The following is a 20418-nucleotide window of genomic DNA, read 5'->3' as shown; positions in this document are numbered from 1 at the left end:
CAAGAAAGAGGCTGCGGCCTCTCGGAGTTCACATGCATCCCATCGTCCGGTCAGCCGCAATCGTCGCCGCTTCAGTCCTCACGCTGTCCCTCGCCAGCGGCGCCGCGATGGCGGGTAGCGCGCAAGAAGAAGCCAATCGCAAAACTGTGCTTGCGTTCTACGAGAAGGGGCTCAACCAAAAGGATGCCGATGCAGCCCTCGCCCATGTCGGCGACCGTTACGTCCAGCACAATCCAAACGCGGCCGATGGTCCGGACGGCTTCCGAAAGTTCATCGGCTTCCTGCGCGAGAAATTCCCAAACTCGCACAGCGAGATCAAGCGCAGCTTCGTGGATGGCGACTACGTCATCCTGCACGTTCACGCGGTTCGCGAGCCCGGCAGCAGGGGCAACGCGATCATCGACATCTTCAAGCTGGAGAACGGCAAGGTGGTCGAACACTGGGACGTCGTGCAACCGATCCCGGAAAATCCGGCGAACAACAACACGATGTTCTGACGGACTGAACCGGTTGCTGGGCAGGCGGCCTAGCCCTTCCTGGCCATCCAGATCACGTGGCGCGCGCCACCGCCTCTTCCGGTGGCGCGAATGTTGACTTCGTTGACGTCGAAGCCAGCATTCCCGAGCCGCTTGGTGAAGGCCGGATTGGGTCCCGAGGACCAGACCGCGAGCACGCCTCCCGGCCGCAGCGCCGTCTTCGCCGCCTTCAACCCACCCGCATTGTAGAGCGCATCGTTGCCCTTCCGGGTCAGCCCTTCCGGCCCGTTGTCGACGTCGAGGAGAATGGCGTCGAAGGCCGACCGCCGCGCCCGGATGATTTCGCCAACGTCGGTTTCCCGGATGCTCACCCTGACGTCATCGAGACTGTCACCGAACACCTGCGCCATCGGGCCCCGCGCCCAGGCGACGACCGCCGGCACGAGTTCGCAAACCACGATCTTCGCCTTGCCTCCCAGCACGGTCAGCGCCGCACGCAGCGTGAAACCCATGCCCAGACCGCCGATGAGGACGACAGGCTTTGCGACCATCTCGATCTGCTTCGCCGCGAGCGTGGCGAGCGCGGCTTCCGAGCCTGACAAGCGGTTGTTCATCAGCTCGTTGGTGCCGAGCTTGATGGAGAACTCCTTGCCTCGCCGCATCAGGCGAAGCTCTTCATCGGAGCCGGGGATTTTGGCGGTATCGATCTTTTCCCAGGGAATCATGCGAGAGCTTTAGCACGATCGGCCGCCGGATTATCCACCCGCCCAGACGTCCAGCACATACCGATTCCTGGCGCCCATCTCCTCGATCCAGCGCGCAGCCGTGGCGGCATCGCTGCCGCTCTTCTCGCGATGGATCGCGACCAGCGCCGCCTTCACGTCGGGCTCCATCTTGCTGCCGTCGCCACAGACATAAACGATCGCGCCCTGCTCGATCAGCGGCCAGACCTTGTCCTTCTGCGCGGCGAGGACGTGCTGAACATAGGTCTTGGGGCCCTCCGCGCGCGAGAACGCCGTGAACAGCTCGGTGATGCCGCTCGCCACCAGCGCCTTCAGCTCTTCCGCGTAGAGAAAATCCTGATCGGGATGACGGCAGCCGAAAAACAGCATGGCCGGACCGAGCGCGGTGCCCTTGGACTTTCGCGCGGCGCGCTCCTGGAGGAAGCCGCGGAAGGGTGCCAGTCCCGTGCCCGGGCCGATCATGACGATCGGCACGGACGGATCGTCCGGGAGCCGGAAGCCGGCCTTGGTCTCACGCACGGTTGCATGGATCACGTCGCCCGCGCGCCGATTGGCGAGATAGTTCGAGCAGATACCCTTGTAGGTGCCGCGGCCCGAGGCGGCCGGTCCTTCAACCACGCCGACCGTGACGCTGCAACGAACCGGGTCCAGCGACGGCGAAGACGAGATCGAATAATAACGCGGCGCCAGCAGCGAGAGCATTTCCAGATAGACGTGGAACGGCAATTCACAGGCCGGATATTCGAGCAGCAGATCGAACACCGATTTTCGCCTGGCGAGAATCTCGCCGCGATAGCGCTCCAGCGGCTCAGCCTCCTCCCCGACAAAGCCCAGCAGCTTCGGCTTGGTCACCGGGCAGCGGGTGTGCTCGGCCATGATCTTAATCTGGTTCCGCGTCGCGACCTGCTGGAGCTCGACGAACTCGCTGAGCAGACGGCCGACCGACACGGCATCGCCGACCGGCAATTGCGCGCGGCGGCCTTCAGCGACCTGAAGCCTGATCTGGTCAGCCGGCAGGAAGCCGAAGCGACGGGCAACCGAGTCCACCAGCGTCGGATCGTTGCGCGGGACCACGCTCAGATGATCGCCGACGCGGTACGTGATGTTGGAGGGCAGCTGCACCTCGATGTGGCGCGTCGAGCGCTCCGACGGATTGGCCCCGCTCTTGTTCTGAAGCTCGTCGTTGACCAGCACCTTCATGGCCACTGCGCCGCCCTGGGCGACGATGGTGTTGACGGCGGTCACCGCCACCGGCTCGATCGCGTAGAGCGGATCGTCCTCCGCGGTACGGGTGAAATTCCAGTCGATGCCGAATTCCTTGGTCGCGACCTGGGCGGCCGCCGGGAACCATTTCTGAAACTGGCCGTCGAGATCGCTGCGCGCATCGCCTTCGCCGCGCGGATAGACCGCGCGCCCGCCATGCGCCGACAATTGCTCATCGATGAAGCGCGGCACCGATTGATAGGTCGCGGCCCAGTCGCTGTTACCGCAGCCGAACACGGCGTAGCGCACATCGGCAAACGCATCCTTTGGCAGCTCGTCGCCGAGCCATTTGACAAATTGCGTCGCATTGTCCGGCGGCGCGCCGTTATAGGAAGCACAGATGATCAGCACGCCGCCCTCCCGCGGCAGCTTGCCGACGTAACCGTCGAGCGGCCCCAGATGCACGGCAAAGCCGTTGATCTCGGCAAGGTCGGCCATCCGAGTCGCCAGCTCCTCGGCGGTGCCGAGATTGGAGCCGTAAAGGACCAGCATCGGCGTGTTGTGGCCGGGACGTGCGGTGGGCTGACGCGGGGCCTTCGGCGCCGACGACACCGCGACAGGTCCGCCATAGGCACCGCGCTCGCGATCGGCGCGCGGACGGACCTTGATCTTGAAGCCTTCCGGCTTCATCGTCAGCGTTTCCTTCAGATGCATCTGGTAGCGCTGGTGGTCGATCAGCTTGAAGCGCTGGAGGATCATGCCGAGCGCGAGCGCAGCCTCGTGCATGGCGAAGCCGCGGCCGATGCAGGCGCGCTGGCCGTTGCCGAACGGCTTCCAGGCATTGATCGGCCGCTTGGCTTCCGCCTCCCGGTTGAAATTCTCCGGATCGAACGCGTCCGGGTTCGGACCCCAGACGGTAGGGTCACGATGCAGCGCGGTCACCAGGATGGTGGTGAACGTACCCTTCCTGAGCTTGTACTTGCCGCCGCCGATGGTCTCGTCGTTCAGCGGCGAGATGCCATAGGCCGGCGCCGGCGGCCATAGCCGCAGCGCCTCCTTCAGGATCTGCGTGATGTAGGTGAGCTGCGTCACCTGCTGATAGGTTGGCCGCACGTCGACATTGGGACCGAAGACGCGGTCGACCTCGTCATAGGCCTTCTTGAGAATCTCGGGGTGCTTGAGCAGCGCATACAGCGTGCAGGACAACAGGCCGCTGGTGGTCTCGTGGCCTGCGATCAGGAACGTGTTGATCTGATAGCGGATGTTGACGTCGTCGAGCTGTTCGCCGGTCGAGCGATCGACGCCCGTCATCATCGCCGCAAGCATATCCTTCTTGTCGTCGGTCGCATCGCCTCCCTTGCGGCGCTCCGCAATGATCTCGTCGACCATCCTGTTCATGAAGTCGACGTCTTCAGCCATCGTCTTGCGCCGCTTCTGCATCCAGAGCTGCTCGAACGGCAGCCCGCGCGTCATCATGATGGTTTCGAGCGAGCGCACCAGCGACTCGACGAAAGGATGGTAGTCGCGCCGGTAGAACGAATTGAAGCGGTAGTCGAAGCCGCATAGCCCGATCGTATCCAGCGTCAGTGCCGTCATGTCGTGGACGACGTCGATCTCGTCATCGGCGTTGAGCCGTTCCCATTTACCGACGAGCTGCTCGGCAATGTCGACCATGCTCGGGTGATAGGACTGCATGGCGCGGTTGCCGAAGGGCTGGAGCAGGATGTTGTGCGCCTTGCTCCAGTTCGGCTCCCTGGTGTCGGCCGTGAACAGGCCGTCGCCACCGACCGCGCGCACCCGCCGCAGCGCACCGCGCACCGTCTTGTCGAAGCGCTTCTCGTCCGAGAGCTCGTCGACAAGATCGTGGCCGGAGACGACCACGATCGGGGAGCCCATCATGTCGAGCCAGAAGATCGGCCCCAGCTCCTTGGCAAGCCGGGTCAGATGCTGCACCGGCGCAGCCGAATCCAGCGACAGCATGTTGCCGACCACCGGCTTGGTCGGCGGCTGCGGGATCGGGTCCAGACGGTTCTTCGATGACATTAAAAGTGCTTCCCCTGCCTCGGTATTCAACGCCGTCGTTGCGAGCTAGCCAAACCGCCTTCTACGCCATTCGATCAGCTTGGCGCTGACCTCCTCTGGCTTCTCCTGCTGCGTCCAATGGCCGCTGTCCTTCACAAGATGTTTCTCCAGATCAGATATCAGCGTCTCCATGCCGTCGGCCGCCGACGGCGGCAGCACAGCATCGTTCTCGGCCATGATCATCAATGACGGCACGTGCACGTGATGGTCCAGGCCTTTCGCGCGCTCCCAATTGCGAGTGAAGTTGCGATACCAGTTGATGCCACCGGTGAAGCCGGTTTTCGTGAACGCATCGACGAACACCTTCTTCTCGTCGGCCGACAGGATCGGCGTACGCGGATCGTGCTTTGCATCGTAGGCTGCGATCATCTGCGGGAATGCCAGATTGGTCTTCGACGAGGCGCCGACACCCGCGATCGGCGGCCCCTCCGGTTTCTCCGCCGGCCGCGCCAGCGGCTTGCGCATGAAGGCGTCGAACGTCTGCTCGACGCGGCTGCCGAAGATCCTGTCCGGCTCACGCGCGGGATCCTGAAACTGGACGATGTACATCTGATCGCCGAAGCGCTGGCGGAACAGGGCGATCGGATCGATCGGTGCGCGGTCCCAATGCGGCGTGTTGACGCCGACCACACCGGCAACGCGCGAAGGATGTCGCAGCGGCATCTGCCAGACGACGAATCCGCCCCAGTCGTGGCCGACGAAGATCGCCTTGTCGATCCCGAGATGATCGAGCAGCCCGACCAGATCGCCGGTCAAATGCTCCATGTCGTAGTCCTCGACCGGCTCGGGCCGGTCGGTCGCGCCGTAGCCGCGCTGGTCCGGCGCAATCACCCGGATGCCGGCCTCGCTCAGCGCCTTGATCTGGTGGCGCCAGGAAAATGCGAGTTCGGGCCAGCCATGGCACAGCACGATCGGCGGCTTGTCTGTGACCGGGCCCGCCTCGTAGTAGCCCATGCGGATTCCGTTCGTCTGCACGAACTTGAGCGGCGGCATTTCAATCATCGGAACATTCCTACTCAGCGGCGCCCTTGATGTCCGCAGCGGGCAAAGCATAGGCCGCCTCCAGCGCGGCGAATTCTTCCGGCAGCATGTCGCACATCACCTGCACGTGCGGAATGATGTTGGCGCCGACAATGAAGCCGAAATCGAGCTGGTCGCGATAGCTCTGCACGGTGATGTTGAGCGCCTGTCCGTGCGTCGAGATCGACACCGGGAAGATGTGCAGCAGCTCCGCGCCCGCGGCGTACAGCGTCTGCCGCGGCCCCGGCACGTTGGACACCGTGATGTTCGCAGCCGGCGGCAGCACATTCGACAAATCGGAGCGGCTGTAGAGCAGCGCCATGATCTGCACGACGATCGGCGCGCCCAGCATCGAGATATTGGAGATCTGCGGCATCAGCGCCCGCAGCGGATGCGACATCTCCTTGGACTTGGTCGATTGCGCGATAATGGCTTCCAGGCGTGCCTTGGGATCGTCGATGTTGGTCGCGATCGAGCAGATCATGCCGAACACCTGGTTGTTGGCTTCGGTATTGCCTTCCTCACGCAGCGAGATCGGCACGGCAGCGGTCAGGGACTTCGCCGGCAGCGTTCCGTGTTGCTGGAGGTAGCGCCGGACCACGCCGGAGGCGAGCGCCAGCACGACGTCGTTGAGCTTGCCGCCGGCCTGCTTGGCCAGCGCCTTGGATCGCGACAGCGAAATCGAGACGCCGGCGAAGCTGCGCTCGGACGAGATCGATTTGTTGAGCATGGTCGGCGGCGACACCATGCTGGCAAGGCTCTCGCGCGATTTTGGATCGGATATCTTGCCGAGCACGTCCGAGACGCTCTTGACCATGGTCGGGATGTTGCCGGCAAAGCGCACCGCGCTCTCGATCTGGTACATCGCATTGTCGAACAGGATCGAGCCAATGTCGCTCTTGCCGGTGCGCGGCAGCTGCAGGTTCTTCGCGGCGGCCGATGCATCGAGCGGCTGGGTAAAGAGCTGCTGGTAGGAATCGACCAGGTTCGCTGCGATGTCGCGCGGCTCCTGCCCGGGCTTCGCTCCCGCGGTCGGCGCATCGACCTTCCGCGGGATCGGCGAGATATCGTAGATCATGTTGGTCAGCGCCGCACCGGCGCCGCCGTCGATGGCGGCATGATGCATCTTCGAATAAAGCCCGACCTCGTTGTTCTTCATGCCCTCGAACACGTAGAACTCCCAGAGCGGGCGGGCGCGGTTCAAGAGCTTGGCGTGCATCCAGCCCACGATGCGTTCGAGCGTGGCGCGGTCGCGCGGCTGCGGCAGGCTGGCGCGGAAGATGTGACGGTCGATGTCGAACTGATCGTCCTCGACCCAGGAGGGATGATCGATGTCGAGCGGCGCCTTCTCCAGCCGCGCCTTGAGGATCGGCGCGATGTGCAGGCGCGAGACGATCATTGCCTTGAAATCTTCGAAGAAGTCGCCCTTGTAGTCGTCCGGCAGGCGAAAGATCGCCATGCTCCCGACATGCATCGGCATTTCCGGCGTTTCCAGATAGAGAAACGCCGCGTCCAGCGACGACAGTTTCTTACCGTCAGCCATAGTTCCCTCCCGAGTATTTGACGGGCGCCTTGGCGGCGCTTCTCGTCAGGCCGATACTGCCTGTTCCGGCGGGGCATATGCAATGGCAAACGGCCCTGCCCTGTCAAATGGCCAGAACTCCCCCTCCGGTTGCGCAAGGCGGTCCGCCACGGCCCACAGCGCTGCGGGATTCACCCCAAGCCCGATATGGCTTGCCAGGTGCACCTCGATGTTCTCGGCGCGGTCGGAGGGACGCAGCAGGCAGGTCCGCCAGTTCACGATGCCGTCGGCGCGCGAATAGATCGACGTCGTCGGCACCGGAAGATCGCCGGCGATCGCCTCACGCAGCTCGGCGAAATCCTCGACACGCTCGCCGGACATCATCTCGTAGAGCCGCGTCGCATTGGTCGCTCTTATGTCATTGGCAAAAGGGCTGCCGAGCGTGATGACATTGCGGACCAAGTCGGGCGCCTGCAGCGCGAGATCGCGTGCATAGACACCGCCGAGGCTCCAGCCGACCAGGCTGACCTTGCGTCCGCTCGCAGCATGGATTTCGGCGAGACGGGCGCGCAATGAATCCCGCATCCGTCCGAACCCGCCGAAATTGCGGCCCATCCGCCAGGCATGTGCCTCATAGCCGAGCTCGCTGAGATAGCGCCGCATCGGCGCCATCGAGAGGTCGCTGGCGAGGAAGCCAGGCAGTGCCAGCACCGGATGGCCATCGCCTTTGGGCGCCCGCATCAGGACCGGCGACAGCAGCAGGCTGGCGTTGAGTTCGAGCAACCCACGGGCTTCGGCGAGCAGCAAAGCAAGGCCGGGCGGACGAAGCCGGCCTGGGGTCTGCGGCCCGTCCGGACCGGGCGGCATTATTTCTTCTTGTCGCCGCTGCGCGTGCCGCCGAGGCCGGCCATGGTGACGAACATGTCCTGAAACCGCTCGGCAAGCTTGGGATCGAAGGTGAACCAGCTCTGGATCAGCGACTCCGGCGAGACCTTGTCGATGTTGCTCAAGACCTGCTGCTGCAGCTTGTCCATCACCGCCGTCTGCATCGGTGCCAGATCGGGCAATCCGATGAACTGACGGGCTTCGAGGGGGGTGCAGTCGATTTCAATATTAACCTTCATGTCCCCTCCAGATGAGATTCGAGCGCCCGGCCGCAGTATCGCCGCGAGACGGTGTGCAACGCAAGCGACCTGAGGCCGGTCGCGGCGCTCCGGCTTCCGCGATCGGCGGATATGGTCAATCAAAAACGCCGGCGCCCTCGCCCATCGGCCCGTCAATGCCGGTCAGCATTGCTGCACAGCGGCGCAACTTGGCGCGTTCCTTGCTGGAATGGCGCTTGCACGGGTCGAGAACTCTGGGCAACATGGTTCGATCAGCCCCGCCGAACAATCAAAAATGACGGTGCGGGCGAGTGGAGAGGTCAAGAATGTCAGTCGGACGAAGTCTGTTTGCGGCGACGCTCGCCAGTATGCTTGCGTTGGCGGTCTCGCCGGCGTCGAGCCAGACGCTGCGCTATGCCAACCAAGGCGACCTGAAGTCGCTTGATCCTTACTCGCTGAACGAGTCCACCACCCACGCTCATCTCGGTCACGTCTATCAGGGCCTCACCGCGCGCGACAAGGACCTGAAGATCATCCCGGCGCTGGCTGAGAGCTGGGAGACACCGGAGCCGACCCGCTGGCGCTTCCATTTGCGCAAGGGCGTCAAATTCCACAACGGCGACCCCTTCACCGCCGACGACGTGCTGTTCTCCGCCGACCGTGTCCGCAACAAGAACTCGAACATGCAGACCCGCCTGGCGCCCAACGTCAAGGTCGTCAAGGTCGACGACTACACCGTCGATTTCGTCCTTCCCTCGCCCAATCCCATCCTGCATTCGTCGTGGGATGTCTGGTACATCATGGACAAGAAATGGGCTGAGGAGAACAAAGCGGTCGAGCCGACGCCGGTATCCGCGACGTCTCCGAGCTATGCCTCGCTTCACGAGAACGGCACCGGTCCCTTCATCATCGAGAGCCATCAGCCCGGTGTGAAGACCGTGTTCAAGGCCAACCCCGACTACTGGGGCAAGATGGAAGGTAACCTGAAGGAGATCATCTTCACCCCGATCTCGTCCGATGCCACCCGCGTCGCCGCGCTGCTCTCGGGTGAAGTGGACGTGATCGAGCCGGTGCCGATCCAGGACATCTCCCGCGTCGATGCGAGCCCGAATGCCCAGGTGCTGAAGGCCCCTGAGTTGCGCACCATCTTCATCGGATTCGATCAGACGCGTGACGAGCTGCTCTACTCCAACATCAAGGGCAAGAACCCGTTCAAGGACGCCAAGGTCCGCGAAGCCTTCTACAAAGCGATCGACATCGAGCTGATCAAGACGCGGGTGATGCGCGGGCTGTCGACGCCCTCGGCGCTGATGATCGCTCCGGAATTGTTCGTGCTGTCCAAGGAGTTCACCCGGCCGAAGTTCGATCCAGATGGTGCCAAGAAGCTCCTGGTGGAGGCCGGGTACCCCGAAGGCTTCGAGGTCACCATGGATTGCCCGAACGATCGGTACGTCAACGACGCCGCGATCTGCCAGGCCGTCGTGGGCATGCTTGCCCGCATCGGCGTCAAGATCAATCTGCTGGCGCAGCCCAAGGCGCAATACTTCGCCAAGGTGTTGAAGCAGGGCGGCTATCAGACCTCGTTCTACATGCTGGGCTGGACGCCGAGCACGATGGACTCCCATAACGTGCTCTACGACATCATGGGGTGCCGTGACGACGCGAAATCCTCGCGGGGCGAAGCCAATCTCGGCGGCTATTGCAACAAGGAATTCGACGCCATCACCGACAAGGTGCTGGTCGAAACCGACACGGCCAAGCGCAATCAGCTGATCAAGCAGGCGTATGAGATCAGCATCAAGGACTGGGCTTATATTCCGCTGCACCAGCAGGCGCTGGCCTGGGGCGTATCGAAAAAGGTCAACCTGCCGCAGCGCGCCGACAATCTGGTCATGTTCCACTGGGCGACCAAGAAGGAATAGCGTCAGTTGAACACAAGGTCCCGGCAGCGTCAGGCTACCGGGACCTTTCTTTTTTCGGCTGACAAAGACGTCGGCCAGACGCTCACTCAAGGAAAGTGGAAGGCATGCTCGCTTTCACTCTTCGCCGGGCCGTTCAGGCTATCGGCGTCTTGTTCGCCGTCGGCATCATCGCGTTCTCGATGTTCCGCTTCGCCGGCGACCCCATCAACCAGATCGTCTCGCTCGATACGCCGGCGGCCGAACGCGCCGCCGTGCGCAAGTCGCTGGGCCTCGATGATCCCGTGCCGGTGCAGTTCGTGCGCTATTTCGCCGATGCCGCGCAATTCAAGTTCGGCGTCTCCTATCAATTCCGCCAGCCGGTCTCGACGCTGTTGATGGAACGTATGCCCGCAACGCTGGAACTTGCGATCTGCGCGACCGTATTTGCAATGGTGTCCGGCATCCTGATGGGCGTCTATTCGGCGCTCAGGCGCGACACCCTGCTCGCCAAATTATTCCAGGCGGTTTCGCTGATCGGCATCTCGCTGCCGACTTTCCTGATCGGCATCCTTCTGATCTACCTGTTCGCGGTGACGTTGGGCTGGTTGCCCTCGTTCGGCCGCGGCGAGGTCGTCAAGCTCGGCTGGTGGACCACGGGCCTGCTCACATTGTCGGGCCTGAAGGCGCTGATCATGCCCTCGATCACGCTCGGCCTGTTCCAGATGACCCTGATCATGCGGCTGGTGCGCGCGGAGATGCTGGAAGTGCTTCGGACCGATTATATCCGCTTTGCCCGCGCCCGTGGGCTGACAACCCGTGCCATTCATTTCGGCCACGCACTGAAGAACACGCTGATTCCCGTGATCACGGTGGCCGGACTGCAGTTTGGCTCGGTTATTGCATTTTCGATCATCACCGAAACCGTGTTCCAATGGCCCGGCATGGGACTTCTGTTCGTGCAGGCCGTGCAAAACGTCGATATCCCGATTATGGCCGCCTACCTGCTGATGGTCTCACTGATTTTCGTCACCATCAATCTGGTGGTCGACATCCTCTACACCGTCGTCGATCCGCGCCTGCGCGCGACCGTCGGCCGCGCCACATAAGGCAGCCTGCATGTCCGAAGTGGTCGCCTCCAATCCCGACAAGCCGAGCACGCTGCCGACGCATGCCGCCCGCGGCTGGTTCAGCCGCGCACTCGACAGCGACGTCTTCTATTCGTTTCGCCGATCCAAGCTGACCATGGTGGCGGCAACCATTACGGTGCTGTTCTTCCTGCTTGCGATCTTTGCCTCCGCGCTCGCGGTGCAGGACCCTTTCGATCCAGCACAGCTCCAATTGATGAATTCCAGGATCTCACCGCTGTGGACTGCTGAGGGGCAGAGCCCGTTCCTGCTCGGCACCGACGAGCAGGGCCGCGACGTGTTCTCCGCCATTCTCTACGGGCTGCGCATCTCGCTCGCTGTCGGCGTGGCGGGGGTGATCTTCGCGGGCGCGCTCGGCATCGCGCTTGGCCTGGTCGCCGGCTATTTCGGCGGCGCGGTGGACGGCGTGATCATGCGGATTGCAGACGTGCAACTCACTTTCCCCGCTATTCTGATCGCGCTGCTGGTCAACGGCATCGCGAAATCGATCCTCGGCAACCGGCTGGATGCAACCAGCATGCTGATCGTGCTGGTGATCTCGATCGGCCTGAGTTTCTGGGTTGGGTATGCCCGGACGGTACGCGGCTCCGTGATGGTCGAGAAGAACAAGGACTACGTGGCCGCCGCGCAACTGATCGGCCTTCCCGCACCAAAGATCATGTTCCGCCACGTGCTGCCAAACACAATGGGTCCGATCCTGGTCATCGCCACGATCAACCTCGCGCTCGCGATCATCACCGAGGCGACGCTGTCCTTCCTTGGCGTCGGCCTGCCCGACACAATGCCCTCGCTCGGCACATTGATTCGCATCGGCAACAACTACCTGTTCGCGGGCGAATGGTGGATTGTGGCCTTTCCCGGTATCGCGCTCGCTGCCTTGATCCTGTCGATCAACCTGCTCGGCGACTGGCTGCGCGACGCGCTCAACCCGAAGCTCCGATGAGCAAACTTTCGATGAGCAAATCTTGCATAAGCAAAATTCGGATGCGAGCGTCTCGCTCATGACCGACTCCATCCTCTCCGTACGCAATCTTCAGGTCGAGTTCGCCTCCCGCCGCGGCACCCTACGCGCCATCGATGGCGTCTCCTTCGACATCGCCAAGGGCGAGGTACTCGGCGTGGTCGGCGAATCCGGCGCCGGCAAGTCCGTCACGGGCTTGGCCGTGATCGGCCTGATCGATCCGCCCGGCCGCATCGCCGGCGGCGAGATTCGTCTTGCGGGCCTGCGCATCGACAATTTTCCGGCGGAGGAGCTGCGCCGTATCCGGGGAAAACGGATCGGCATGATCTTCCAGGATCCCCTGACATCGCTCAATCCGCTCTACCGCGTCGGCGATCAGCTGATCGAGACGATCAGAACTCATCTGAACCTGTCCGAGACCGCCGCGCGCCGCCGCGCCATCGACCTGCTCGCCGAAGTCGGAATCCCCGCACCCGAAAAGCGCATCGACGGCTATCCCCACGAATTCTCCGGTGGCATGCGCCAGCGCGTGGTCATTGCGCTCGCGATTTGTGCCGAGCCGGAGCTGATCATCGCGGACGAGCCGACCACCGCGCTCGACGTCTCCGTGCAGGCCCAGATCATCTCGCTGATCAAGCGGCTCGGACGCGACCACGGCACCGCCGTGATGCTGGTGACCCACGACATGGGCGTCATCGCGGAGGCATCCGACCGCGTCGCGGTGATGTATGCCGGCCGCGTCGCCGAGATCGGTCCGGTGCAGGACGTCGTCAGGAACCCGCTGCACCCTTATGCCAAGGGCCTAATGGGCGCGATCCCGACCCTTGCCGGCGACGACAAGCGCCTTGTGCAGATCCCCGGCTCCATGCCGCGCCTGTCGGCGATCCCGCGCGGCTGTTCGTTCAATCCGCGCTGCGCATTCGCATTCGACCGATGCCGCGTAGAGAGGCCAGAGCCGCTGCCGCGCGGCACGCAATCCGTCGCCTGCCACCTCTATGACAGCGTGCCGGCGGAGAGCGCGGCATGAGCACTTCCTTCGTCCAGGCCACAAATCTGCGGCGCGTCTTCGACGTTTCGAAACCCTGGCTCAACCGCGTGCTCGAGGGCGGCCATCTCGAATATCTCAAAGCTGTCGACGGCGTCACCTTCGACATCAGGAAGGGCGAGACTTTTGCGCTGGTCGGAGAATCCGGCTCGGGCAAGACCACGGTCGCGCGGATGGTCGTCGGCCTGCTGCCGCCGAGCTCCGGCGACGTCCTGATCGACGGCGTCTCGATGACCGACCCACGGCAGGCACCGGCACGCCGAAAGCTGCGCCGCCGCATCCAGATGATCTTCCAGGATCCCTATGCGAGCCTGAACCCACGCTTCCGGGTCGACGCCATCATCTCCGAGCCGATCCGCGCTTTCGACCTGATCGAGGGCGAGCGCGACATCCAGGCGCGCGTCGGCGAACTTCTCAGCCTTGTCGGCCTGCATCCAGACGACAGGTTGAAATTTCCGCACGAATTCTCGGGCGGCCAGCGTCAGCGCATCGCGATCGCTCGCGCGCTCGCCTCCGACGCAGAGTTCATTGTTTGCGACGAGCCGACCTCCGCGCTCGACGTCTCCGTGCAGGCGCAAATCCTGAACCTGATGCGCGACCTCCAGGACAAGTTCGGCCTGACCTACATGTTCATCAGCCACAACCTCGCCGTGGTCCGCCACATGGCGAGCCGCGTCGGCGTGATGTATCTCGGCCGCATCGTCGAGATCGCGGAAGGACGTGAGCTGTTTGCTCGTCCTCGCATGCCCTACACCAAGATGCTGCTCGGCGCCGTGCCCGATCTTGCCATGAGCGGCCGCCAGCGTATCCCCGTGAAAGGCGAGATCCCGAACCCGATCAATCCGCCGCCTGGGTGCGCCTTCAATCCGCGCTGCCCGCTGGCGTTCGATCTCTGCCGCAAGGAAGCACCTGAATTGATCGACGGCGTCGCCTGCCATGCGGTCAACGCCGAGCCGGTACCGGCGTGACGCGCGCGTGCCATGCAGCCTGCGCATTTGGCGGCGGCCTGGCCCTGTGATCAATTGCGCGCGCCGCAAATGAGGTAGTCCATGGCCACCATCGTCAATCCCGATCCATTCACGACACGCCCCGAGATCGAAGGCACCTTCGGCGTCGTCGCGACCACGCACTGGATCGCGACCGCTATCGGCATGGCCATCCTGGAAAAGGGCGGCAACGCCTTTGACGCTGGCGTCGCCACCGCTTTCACGCTCCAGGTGGTCGAGCCGCATCTGAACGGCCCCGGCGGCGACGTTCCGATCATCGTGCACGACGTGAAGCGCGGCCGCACCGAGGTGATCTGCGGCCAGGGACCGGCACCAGCCCGCGCCACCATCGCGCACTACAAGAGCGAAGGCCTCGACATGGTGCCTGGCACCGGCCTGCTCGCGGCCTGCGTCCCCGGCACCTTCGAATCCTGGATGATGCTGCTGCGTGACTACGGCACGATGCGCGTGCGCGACGTGCTGGAGCCCGCGATCTCCTATGCGCGCGACGGCTATCCGCTGGTCGAGCGCGCCTGCGCCACGATCCAGACTGTCGAGCAATTATTCCGCAAGCACTGGCCCACATCAGCCGCCGTCTATCTCCCGAACGGCGAAGTGCCAACACCCGGCACGCTCTTTACCAACAAGACGCTTGCGGCGACCTACGCACGAATCCTGAGCGAAGCCGAAAGCGGCGGCGGCGGTCGCGACGCCGAGATCGAGCGCGCACGCAAGGCGTGGTCGCAGGGCTTCGTCGCGGAAGCCATCGACAAATTCTGCCGAACGCAGGACGTGATGGACGTCAGCGGCTCGCCGCATCGCGGCGTACTGTCGGCCGATGACATGGCGCGCTGGCAGCCGACGGTCGAGGCCCCACTCACCTACGATTATGGCCGCTACACCGTCTGCAAGGCCGGGGTCTGGAGCCAGGGTCCGGTGACGCTGCAGCAGCTCGCGCTGCTGAAGGGCTTTGCGCTCGATGGGCTCGACCCCACGGGGCCGGAATTCATCCATCTCCAGATCGAATGCGCCAAGCTCGCCTTCGCCGACCGCGAAAAATTCTACGGCGATCCCGAGTTCAGCGAGATCCCGATCGGAACGCTGCTGTCGGATGCCTACAACAACGAGCGCCGCAAGCTCGTCACCGACAAGGCCTCGCTCGATCTCCGGCCCGGTGCGATCGAGGGCTTTGGCGGCGTGGTCAAGCTGCGCCGCGCCGAGGGCCAGCGCGAGGCTGTCGGCGCGCTCGGCGCCGGTGAACCGACGGTGGGCCGCTTCGGCGAGGTGCGCGGCGACACCGTGCATTTCGACATCATCGACAAGGCCGGCAACATGGTGTCCTCGACGCCATCCGGCGGCTGGCTGCAATCCTCTCCGATCATTCCCGAGCTCGGCTTCTGCCTCGGCAGCCGCGCGCAGATGTTCGATCTGGAGGAGAACCAACCGAGTTCGCTCGCGCCCGGCAAGCGGCCGCGCACCACGCTGTCCCCCACCATGGCATTGCGGGACGGCGAGCCTTATCTCGCCTGGGGCTCGCCCGGCGGCGACCAGCAGGATCAGTGGATCACGCAGTTCTTCCTGCGACACGTCCATTGCAACCTCAATCTCCAGGAGGCGATCGACGCACCGGCCTGGCACTCCGAGCATTTCCCGATCTCGTTCTGGCCCCGCACCGCGCGCCCCGGCGTGCTCGTAGTCGAGAACCGCGTGCCGAAGGCGACGATCGAAAATCTTCGCGAACGCGGACATATCGTCGAGGTCGGACCGGATTGGTCGGAAGGCCGCCTCACCGCGGCCTCGCGCGTCGGTCCGCGTCGCCGCGCCGCCGCCAATCCGCGCGGCATGCAGGGTTACGCCGCAGGGCGCTAAAGGCAGCACATGACCTGGTCGATCATCGCGCGCGATTCTGCTACCGGCCAGTTCGGCATCGCCGTAGCCACGCGCTTCTTCGCCGTTGGCGCGCGAGTGCCCTACATCGCTGCGGGCCTTGGCGCCATCGCGACGCAGGCCTTCGTCAATCCTTATTACGGCATCGACGGCGTCAAGCTGCTGCGTCAGGGTCTCAACGCGCACGACGCGCTGGCCGCCCTGCTCGCGACCGACGATGGCCGCGAGAGCCGCCAGATCCACATCATGGACGCCAGTGGCGCGATTGCCGCGCATACTGGGCGCGACTGCATCGATTGGTGCGGACACATCGCAGGCAGCGGCTTCTCGATCGCCGGCAACATGCTCGCGGGCGCCGATGTGCTCGACGAGACCGCAAAGACCTATATCGCCAATGACAGCCTGCCGTTCCCGCGCCGCCTGCTCGCCGCGATGCGCGCGGGCGAAGCCGCCGGCGGCGACAAGCGCGGCAAGCAGTCCGCCGCGCTCCTGATCCACGGCGAGGAGGAATGGCCGACGCTGGACATCCGCGCCGACGATCATCCCGATCCGCTCGGCGAGCTCGAGCGGCTCGAGCGCGTCAGCCATGAGCTCTGGGTCCACTTCCGCGCTTCCATGCCGACGCGGCAGAACCCGGCCGGCAACACCGATCGCAGCGTCATCGACGCTAGCATTGCCGCAGCGCGCGCAAAACGCTCATGAACCCGAGCCCCCTCATCGAGATCAGCGATCTGCGTATTCGTTTTCACGGCGACGACGGCCGCGTCACCCATGCGGTCGACGGCGTCGATCTCAGCGTTGCCAATGGCGCGACGCTCGGCCTCGTCGGCGAATCCGGCTGCGGCAAGAGCGTGACGTCGCTGGCGATCATGGGCCTGCTGCCGAAGCAGAGCGCGGAGATCTCCGGCGCGATCCGCTTCGACGGTTTCGACCTGCTTAAGACGTCGGACCAGACCCTGCGCGACCTTCGCGGCAACCGGCTCGCGATGATCTTTCAGGAGCCGATGACCTCGCTCAATCCGAGCTTCACCATCGGCGACCAGATCGTCGAGACGATTTTGCGCCACCGCGGCGGCTCGCGCAGGAGTGCGCGCGAGCGGGCGATCGATCTGCTGCGTCGCGTCCACATCCCGTCGCCCGAGCGGCGGATCGACGAATATCCGCACAAGCTCTCCGGCGGCATGCGCCAGCGCGTCATGATCGCGATGGCGCTCGCCTGCGACCCGCGGCTGCTGATCGCGGACGAGCCGACCACTGCCCTCGATGTCACCCTGCAGGCGCAGATCCTGGAGCTGATGCGCGAGTTGAAGGCGGCGAGCGGCGCCGCCATCATCCTGATCACCCATGATCTCGGCGTGGTCGCCGAAGTCTGCGACGAGGTCGCGGTAATGTATGCCGGCGAGATCGTCGAGCGCGCGGCGGTGGACGAGCTGTTCTCGGCGCCGCAACATCCCTACACCGTCGGCCTGCTCGGCTCGATCCCGCGGCTCGACCATCGCGCCGAACAGCTCGCCACGATCGAGGGCATGGTTCCGAACATGATGCAGCCGCCCGCAGGATGCCGCTTCGCCGCGCGCTGCCCCTTCGTGCTGGACGCCTGCACCAAGACGCCGCCGCCGCTGGTCGAAGTCAGCCCCGGCCACCTCTCGCGCTGCCTCCGCGCGCCGCTCGAACGTCTGGTGTCGTGATGGCGCTGCTCGAGGTCGATGGCCTGGTCAAGCATTTCGTCGCCGAGCGTTCGCTGTTCGGCCGGGCGCTGGCGCATGTCAAAGCCGTTGATGGCGTTTCCTTTTCGCTCGATGCCGGCAAGACGCTGGCGCTGGTCGGTGAATCCGGCTGTGGCAAATCCACCGTCAGCCGGCTGGTGCTGCGGCTGATCGAGCCGGATGCAGGCCAAATCCGGTTCGAAGGCCGCGATCTGCTCTCGCTCGACGCCGGCGCGCTGCGCGCCTTTCGCCGCGAGGCCCAGATCATCTTCCAGGACCCCTACGCCTCGCTCAATCCGCGCATGACCGTCGGCCAGATCCTGACCGAGCCGCTGGCGCTGCACAATCTGGTGCCGCCCGCCCGGCGGCGCGAACGGGTCGAGGAGATCCTGCGGCTGGTCGGGCTGGAGGCGCGGCTGGCGCGGCGTTACCCGCACGAATTCTCCGGCGGCCAGCGCCAGCGCATCGCCATCGCCCGCGCACTCGCGGTCGAGCCGAAACTGATCATCTGCGATGAGCCGGTCTCGGCGCTCGACGTCTCGATCCGCTCGCAGATCCTCAATCTGCTGCGCGAGCTCCAGGACCGGCTTGGGCTGGCCTACATTTTCGTCTCGCACGACCTCGCGGTGGTCAAGCACATCGCCGACCACGTGGCGGTGATGAATCTCGGCCAGATCGTCGAAACGGCGGCGGCGGATGCACTGTTTGCGGCACCCCGCCATCCCTATAGCCGGGCCCTGCTGTCCGCGATTCCCGTGCCTAAACCGCGGGCAAAGCGCAGCCGGATTGTGCTGCAGGGAGAGATCCCCAGCGCGCTCAATCCGCCGCCGGGATGCCGCTTCCACACCCGCTGCCCTTACGTGGTCGACCGTTGCCGCAGCGAAATGCCTCAGCTCGTGCCGGATGGCATCGGACATGCAACGGCATGCCACCGGGCCTCGGAACTGCCGTCGTCCGAGGCGATCGTCCCAACGGACGGCGGCTTCTCCCCGGTTCTCGAAAAATTGGTCGCCGCCTTCAGCGGCGGCCCGGAAGCAGTCCGCGGCAGCGGGGTTAGTTCATTGGGGACGAACCCGGCATAGCCGCAAAACAGAGGTTGAGAGCGATGAGACCTATGCGTTTGGCACTCCTGGCGTCGGCATTGCTGACGTCGCTCGTGAGCGCGGCCCAAACCCAGGCCCAAGCCCAGACCACGCTTCGCATCGGCATCGCCGAGGATCCTGACATCCTTGATCCCAGCATCGGCCGCACCTATGTCGGCCGCATCGTGTTCTCCGCCTTCTGCGACAAGCTGTTCGACATCGACGAGAAGCTCAACATCGTGCCGCAGCTCGCGTTGTCCCATGAGACCTCGCCCGACGGCAAGGAGATGACGATCAAGCTCCGGCCCAACGTGAAATTCCACGACGGCGAACCGCTCGATGCGGAAGCAGCAAAATTCTCGATCGAGCGTCACATGACGCTGCCGACCTCGTTCCGCAAGTCCGAGCTCGCCAGCGTCGACCATGTCGAGGTCGTCGATCCCCTGACCATCAAGCTGGTGCTCAAGACGCCTTACTCCCCGTTGATCGCGCAGCTGACCGACCGCTCCGGCATGATGGTGTCGCCGAAGGCCGCCAAGGAAGCCGGCGACAAGTTCGGCCTGCATCCGGTCTGCGCCGGTCCCTACAAGTTCGTCGAGCGCGTGCAGCAGGACCGCATGGTGTTCGAGAGATTCGCCGACTATTGGAACAAGGACAACATCCATATCGACCGCGTGGTGTTCCTGCCGATCGTCGATGCCACGGTGCGCCTTGCCAACCTGAAGTCCGGCGGGCTCGACCTGATCGAGCGCGTGCTCGCCACCGACATCAAGGACGTGCGCGCCGATTCGCGGCTCGTGCTGTCGACGGCACCGGAGCTCGGCTATCTCGGCCTCACGGTCAATATCGGCAACGACAAGAGCAAGGGGCCGCTGAGCCAATCGGCGAAAGTCCGGCAGGCGCTCGATCTGTCGATCGATCGCGAGGCTCTCAACCAGGTCGTTTTCAACGGCGAATTCACCCCGGGCAATCAATGGGTCAGCCCTACCCATCCCTACTACCAGAAGGCATTTCCGGTTCGTGGCCGCGACATCGCGAAGGCCAAGGCGCTTCTGAAGGAAGCCGGAATCACTTCGCGGGTGACCGTCGATTACATGATTCCCAAAGGCGCGGAGAACGAAGCGGTTGCCCAGGTGATCCAGTCGATGGCCGCGGAAGCGGGCTTCGACATCAAGATCCGCGCGGTCGAATTCGCGACCACCTTCAAGCAGGCCCAGGCCGGCGAGTTCCAGATCTTCCAGATCAACTGGAGCGGCCGCATCGACCCCGACGGCAACTCCTACATCTTCATGCGCAGCAAGGCACCGCAGAACGATGGCGTCTATTCGAATCCGGAGACCGATAAGCTGCTGGAAGAAGGAAGGCTGACCGCCAATGTCGTGGAGCGCAAAGCGATCTACGAAAAGATGGCCAAGATCCTGCTCGACGATTTGCCGATCATATACATCTACCACCGCACGCTTCTGATCGCGCACACGACCAAGCTCCAGGGCTATAGGCAGATGCCCGATGGGCTGGTGCGCGTGGTCGGGCTGAAGTTCAAGTGACGGCGACAG

Annotated in this window: 17 protein-coding genes; 11 read left to right on the top strand and 6 right to left on the bottom strand. The window is 64.1% G+C overall.

Annotation, left to right across the window (positions count from 1 at the left end; translation table 11 throughout):
• The first annotated feature begins 32 nt into the window (after nucleotides 1-32).
• Nucleotides 33-497, top strand: coding sequence for a nuclear transport factor 2 family protein (locus tag BRA1417_RS0116750; RefSeq protein WP_027516746.1), 465 nt, complete (start codon nucleotides 33-35; stop codon nucleotides 495-497).
• Nucleotides 498-526: 29 nt separating this feature from the next.
• Here BRA1417_RS0116750 and BRA1417_RS0116745 read toward each other — a convergent pair whose 3' ends face one another.
• The 6 genes from BRA1417_RS0116745 to BRA1417_RS0116720 are packed head-to-tail and all read right to left on the bottom strand — an operon-like array spanning nucleotide 527 to nucleotide 8170.
• Nucleotides 527-1201 (bottom strand): spermidine synthase, encoded by a 675-nt coding sequence (locus tag BRA1417_RS0116745; RefSeq protein ID WP_027516745.1) that lies wholly within the window; start codon nucleotides 1199-1201, stop codon nucleotides 527-529.
• Nucleotides 1202-1231: 30 nt separating this feature from the next.
• Nucleotides 1232-4465: a bifunctional cytochrome P450/NADPH--P450 reductase gene (locus tag BRA1417_RS0116740; protein ID WP_027516744.1), complete on the bottom strand. Its 3234-nt coding sequence runs from the start codon at nucleotides 4463-4465 to the stop codon at nucleotides 1232-1234.
• Nucleotides 4466-4510: 45 nt separating this feature from the next.
• Nucleotides 4511-5506 (bottom strand): alpha/beta fold hydrolase, encoded by a 996-nt coding sequence (locus BRA1417_RS0116735; protein WP_027516743.1) that lies wholly within the window; start codon nucleotides 5504-5506, stop codon nucleotides 4511-4513.
• A gap of 10 nt (nucleotides 5507-5516) precedes the next feature.
• Nucleotides 5517-7067, bottom strand: coding sequence for a wax ester/triacylglycerol synthase family O-acyltransferase (locus BRA1417_RS0116730; RefSeq protein ID WP_027516742.1), 1551 nt, complete (start codon nucleotides 7065-7067; stop codon nucleotides 5517-5519).
• 45 nt (nucleotides 7068-7112) lie between these two features.
• On the bottom strand, nucleotides 7113-7913 hold the full coding sequence (locus BRA1417_RS0116725; protein ID WP_027516741.1) for a triacylglycerol lipase: 801 nt from the start codon (nucleotides 7911-7913) through the stop codon (nucleotides 7113-7115).
• A complete protein-coding gene (locus BRA1417_RS0116720) occupies nucleotides 7913-8170 on the bottom strand; it encodes a DUF6489 family protein (RefSeq protein ID WP_007593837.1) in 258 nt (85 codons plus the stop codon). Before BRA1417_RS0116720 ends, BRA1417_RS0116725 begins: the two co-directional genes overlap by 1 nt.
• A 305-nt stretch (nucleotides 8171-8475) precedes the next feature.
• On the opposite strand from BRA1417_RS0116720, the gene BRA1417_RS0116715 reads away from it, so the two are divergent.
• The 10 genes from BRA1417_RS0116715 (at nucleotide 8476) to BRA1417_RS0116670 (ending at nucleotide 20409) form a co-directional block, all read left to right on the top strand.
• Nucleotides 8476-10071, top strand: coding sequence for an ABC transporter substrate-binding protein (locus BRA1417_RS0116715; RefSeq protein WP_027516740.1), 1596 nt, complete (start codon nucleotides 8476-8478; stop codon nucleotides 10069-10071).
• A 104-nt stretch (nucleotides 10072-10175) separates the two neighbouring features.
• The gene (locus BRA1417_RS0116710) at nucleotides 10176-11156 is read left to right on the top strand and encodes an ABC transporter permease (protein WP_027516739.1); all 981 of its coding nucleotides are present in this window, start codon (nucleotides 10176-10178) and stop codon (nucleotides 11154-11156) included.
• A 10-nt stretch (nucleotides 11157-11166) separates the two neighbouring features.
• Nucleotides 11167-12138 (top strand): ABC transporter permease, encoded by a 972-nt coding sequence (locus tag BRA1417_RS0116705; RefSeq protein ID WP_027516738.1) that lies wholly within the window; start codon nucleotides 11167-11169, stop codon nucleotides 12136-12138.
• Between the two features lie 58 nt (nucleotides 12139-12196).
• Nucleotides 12197-13183, top strand: coding sequence for an ABC transporter ATP-binding protein (locus BRA1417_RS0116700; RefSeq protein WP_027516737.1), 987 nt, complete (start codon nucleotides 12197-12199; stop codon nucleotides 13181-13183).
• Nucleotides 13180-14169 carry an ABC transporter ATP-binding protein gene (locus tag BRA1417_RS0116695; RefSeq protein WP_027516736.1) on the top strand — a complete coding sequence of 330 codons (990 nt, stop codon included), beginning with the start codon at nucleotides 13180-13182 and terminating at the stop codon, nucleotides 14167-14169. Before BRA1417_RS0116700 ends, BRA1417_RS0116695 begins: the two co-directional genes overlap by 4 nt.
• 81 nt (nucleotides 14170-14250) lie before the next feature.
• Nucleotides 14251-16056: a gamma-glutamyltransferase family protein gene (locus BRA1417_RS0116690; RefSeq protein ID WP_027516735.1), complete on the top strand. Its 1806-nt coding sequence runs from the start codon at nucleotides 14251-14253 to the stop codon at nucleotides 16054-16056.
• Nucleotides 16057-16065: 9 nt separating this feature from the next.
• A complete protein-coding gene (locus BRA1417_RS0116685; protein ID WP_027516734.1) occupies nucleotides 16066-16776 on the top strand; it encodes a DUF1028 domain-containing protein in 711 nt (236 codons plus the stop codon).
• Nucleotides 16773-17762 (top strand): ABC transporter ATP-binding protein, encoded by a 990-nt coding sequence (locus BRA1417_RS0116680; RefSeq protein ID WP_027516733.1) that lies wholly within the window; start codon nucleotides 16773-16775, stop codon nucleotides 17760-17762. Before BRA1417_RS0116685 ends, BRA1417_RS0116680 begins: the two co-directional genes overlap by 4 nt.
• Nucleotides 17762-18862 carry an ABC transporter ATP-binding protein gene (locus BRA1417_RS0116675; RefSeq protein WP_035968597.1) on the top strand — a complete coding sequence of 367 codons (1101 nt, stop codon included), beginning with the start codon at nucleotides 17762-17764 and terminating at the stop codon, nucleotides 18860-18862. Before BRA1417_RS0116680 ends, BRA1417_RS0116675 begins: the two co-directional genes overlap by 1 nt.
• 23 nt (nucleotides 18863-18885) lie before the next feature.
• Nucleotides 18886-20409 (top strand): ABC transporter substrate-binding protein, encoded by a 1524-nt coding sequence (locus BRA1417_RS0116670; RefSeq protein WP_027516731.1) that lies wholly within the window; start codon nucleotides 18886-18888, stop codon nucleotides 20407-20409.
• The last annotated feature ends 9 nt before the right edge of the window (nucleotides 20410-20418 follow it).

Source organism: Bradyrhizobium sp. WSM1417 (assembly GCF_000515415.1).
Taxonomy (GTDB): domain Bacteria; phylum Pseudomonadota; class Alphaproteobacteria; order Rhizobiales; family Xanthobacteraceae; genus Bradyrhizobium.
Note: the sequence above shows the minus strand (reverse complement) of the source record. Positions and strands in the feature narration are given on the sequence as shown.

Bases quoted from the DNA above. Each gene is read 5' to 3' on its own strand.
- BRA1417_RS0116670 (WP_027516731.1), top strand. From the start codon at position 18,886: ATGAGACCTATGCGTTTGGCACTCCTGGCGTCGGCATTGCTGACGTCG.
- BRA1417_RS0116750 (WP_027516746.1), top strand. From the start codon at position 33: ATGCATCCCATCGTCCGGTCAGCCGCAATCGTCGCCGCTTCAGTCCTC.
- BRA1417_RS0116675 (WP_035968597.1), top strand. From the start codon at position 17,762: ATGGCGCTGCTCGAGGTCGATGGCCTGGTCAAGCATTTCGTCGCCGAG.
- BRA1417_RS0116710 (WP_027516739.1), top strand. From the start codon at position 10,176: ATGCTCGCTTTCACTCTTCGCCGGGCCGTTCAGGCTATCGGCGTCTTG.
- BRA1417_RS0116725 (WP_027516741.1), bottom strand. From the start codon at position 7,913: ATGCCGCCCGGTCCGGACGGGCCGCAGACCCCAGGCCGGCTTCGTCCG.
- BRA1417_RS0116720 (WP_007593837.1), bottom strand. From the start codon at position 8,170: ATGAAGGTTAATATTGAAATCGACTGCACCCCCCTCGAAGCCCGTCAG.
- BRA1417_RS0116735 (WP_027516743.1), bottom strand. From the start codon at position 5,506: ATGATTGAAATGCCGCCGCTCAAGTTCGTGCAGACGAACGGAATCCGC.
- BRA1417_RS0116745 (WP_027516745.1), bottom strand. From the start codon at position 1,201: ATGATTCCCTGGGAAAAGATCGATACCGCCAAAATCCCCGGCTCCGAT.
- BRA1417_RS0116715 (WP_027516740.1), top strand. From the start codon at position 8,476: ATGTCAGTCGGACGAAGTCTGTTTGCGGCGACGCTCGCCAGTATGCTT.
- BRA1417_RS0116680 (WP_027516733.1), top strand. From the start codon at position 16,773: ATGAACCCGAGCCCCCTCATCGAGATCAGCGATCTGCGTATTCGTTTT.
- BRA1417_RS0116695 (WP_027516736.1), top strand. From the start codon at position 13,180: ATGAGCACTTCCTTCGTCCAGGCCACAAATCTGCGGCGCGTCTTCGAC.
- BRA1417_RS0116740 (WP_027516744.1), bottom strand. From the start codon at position 4,465: ATGTCATCGAAGAACCGTCTGGACCCGATCCCGCAGCCGCCGACCAAG.
- BRA1417_RS0116705 (WP_027516738.1), top strand. From the start codon at position 11,167: ATGTCCGAAGTGGTCGCCTCCAATCCCGACAAGCCGAGCACGCTGCCG.
- BRA1417_RS0116685 (WP_027516734.1), top strand. From the start codon at position 16,066: ATGACCTGGTCGATCATCGCGCGCGATTCTGCTACCGGCCAGTTCGGC.
- BRA1417_RS0116700 (WP_027516737.1), top strand. From the start codon at position 12,197: ATGACCGACTCCATCCTCTCCGTACGCAATCTTCAGGTCGAGTTCGCC.
- BRA1417_RS0116730 (WP_027516742.1), bottom strand. From the start codon at position 7,067: ATGGCTGACGGTAAGAAACTGTCGTCGCTGGACGCGGCGTTTCTCTAT.
- BRA1417_RS0116690 (WP_027516735.1), top strand. From the start codon at position 14,251: ATGGCCACCATCGTCAATCCCGATCCATTCACGACACGCCCCGAGATC.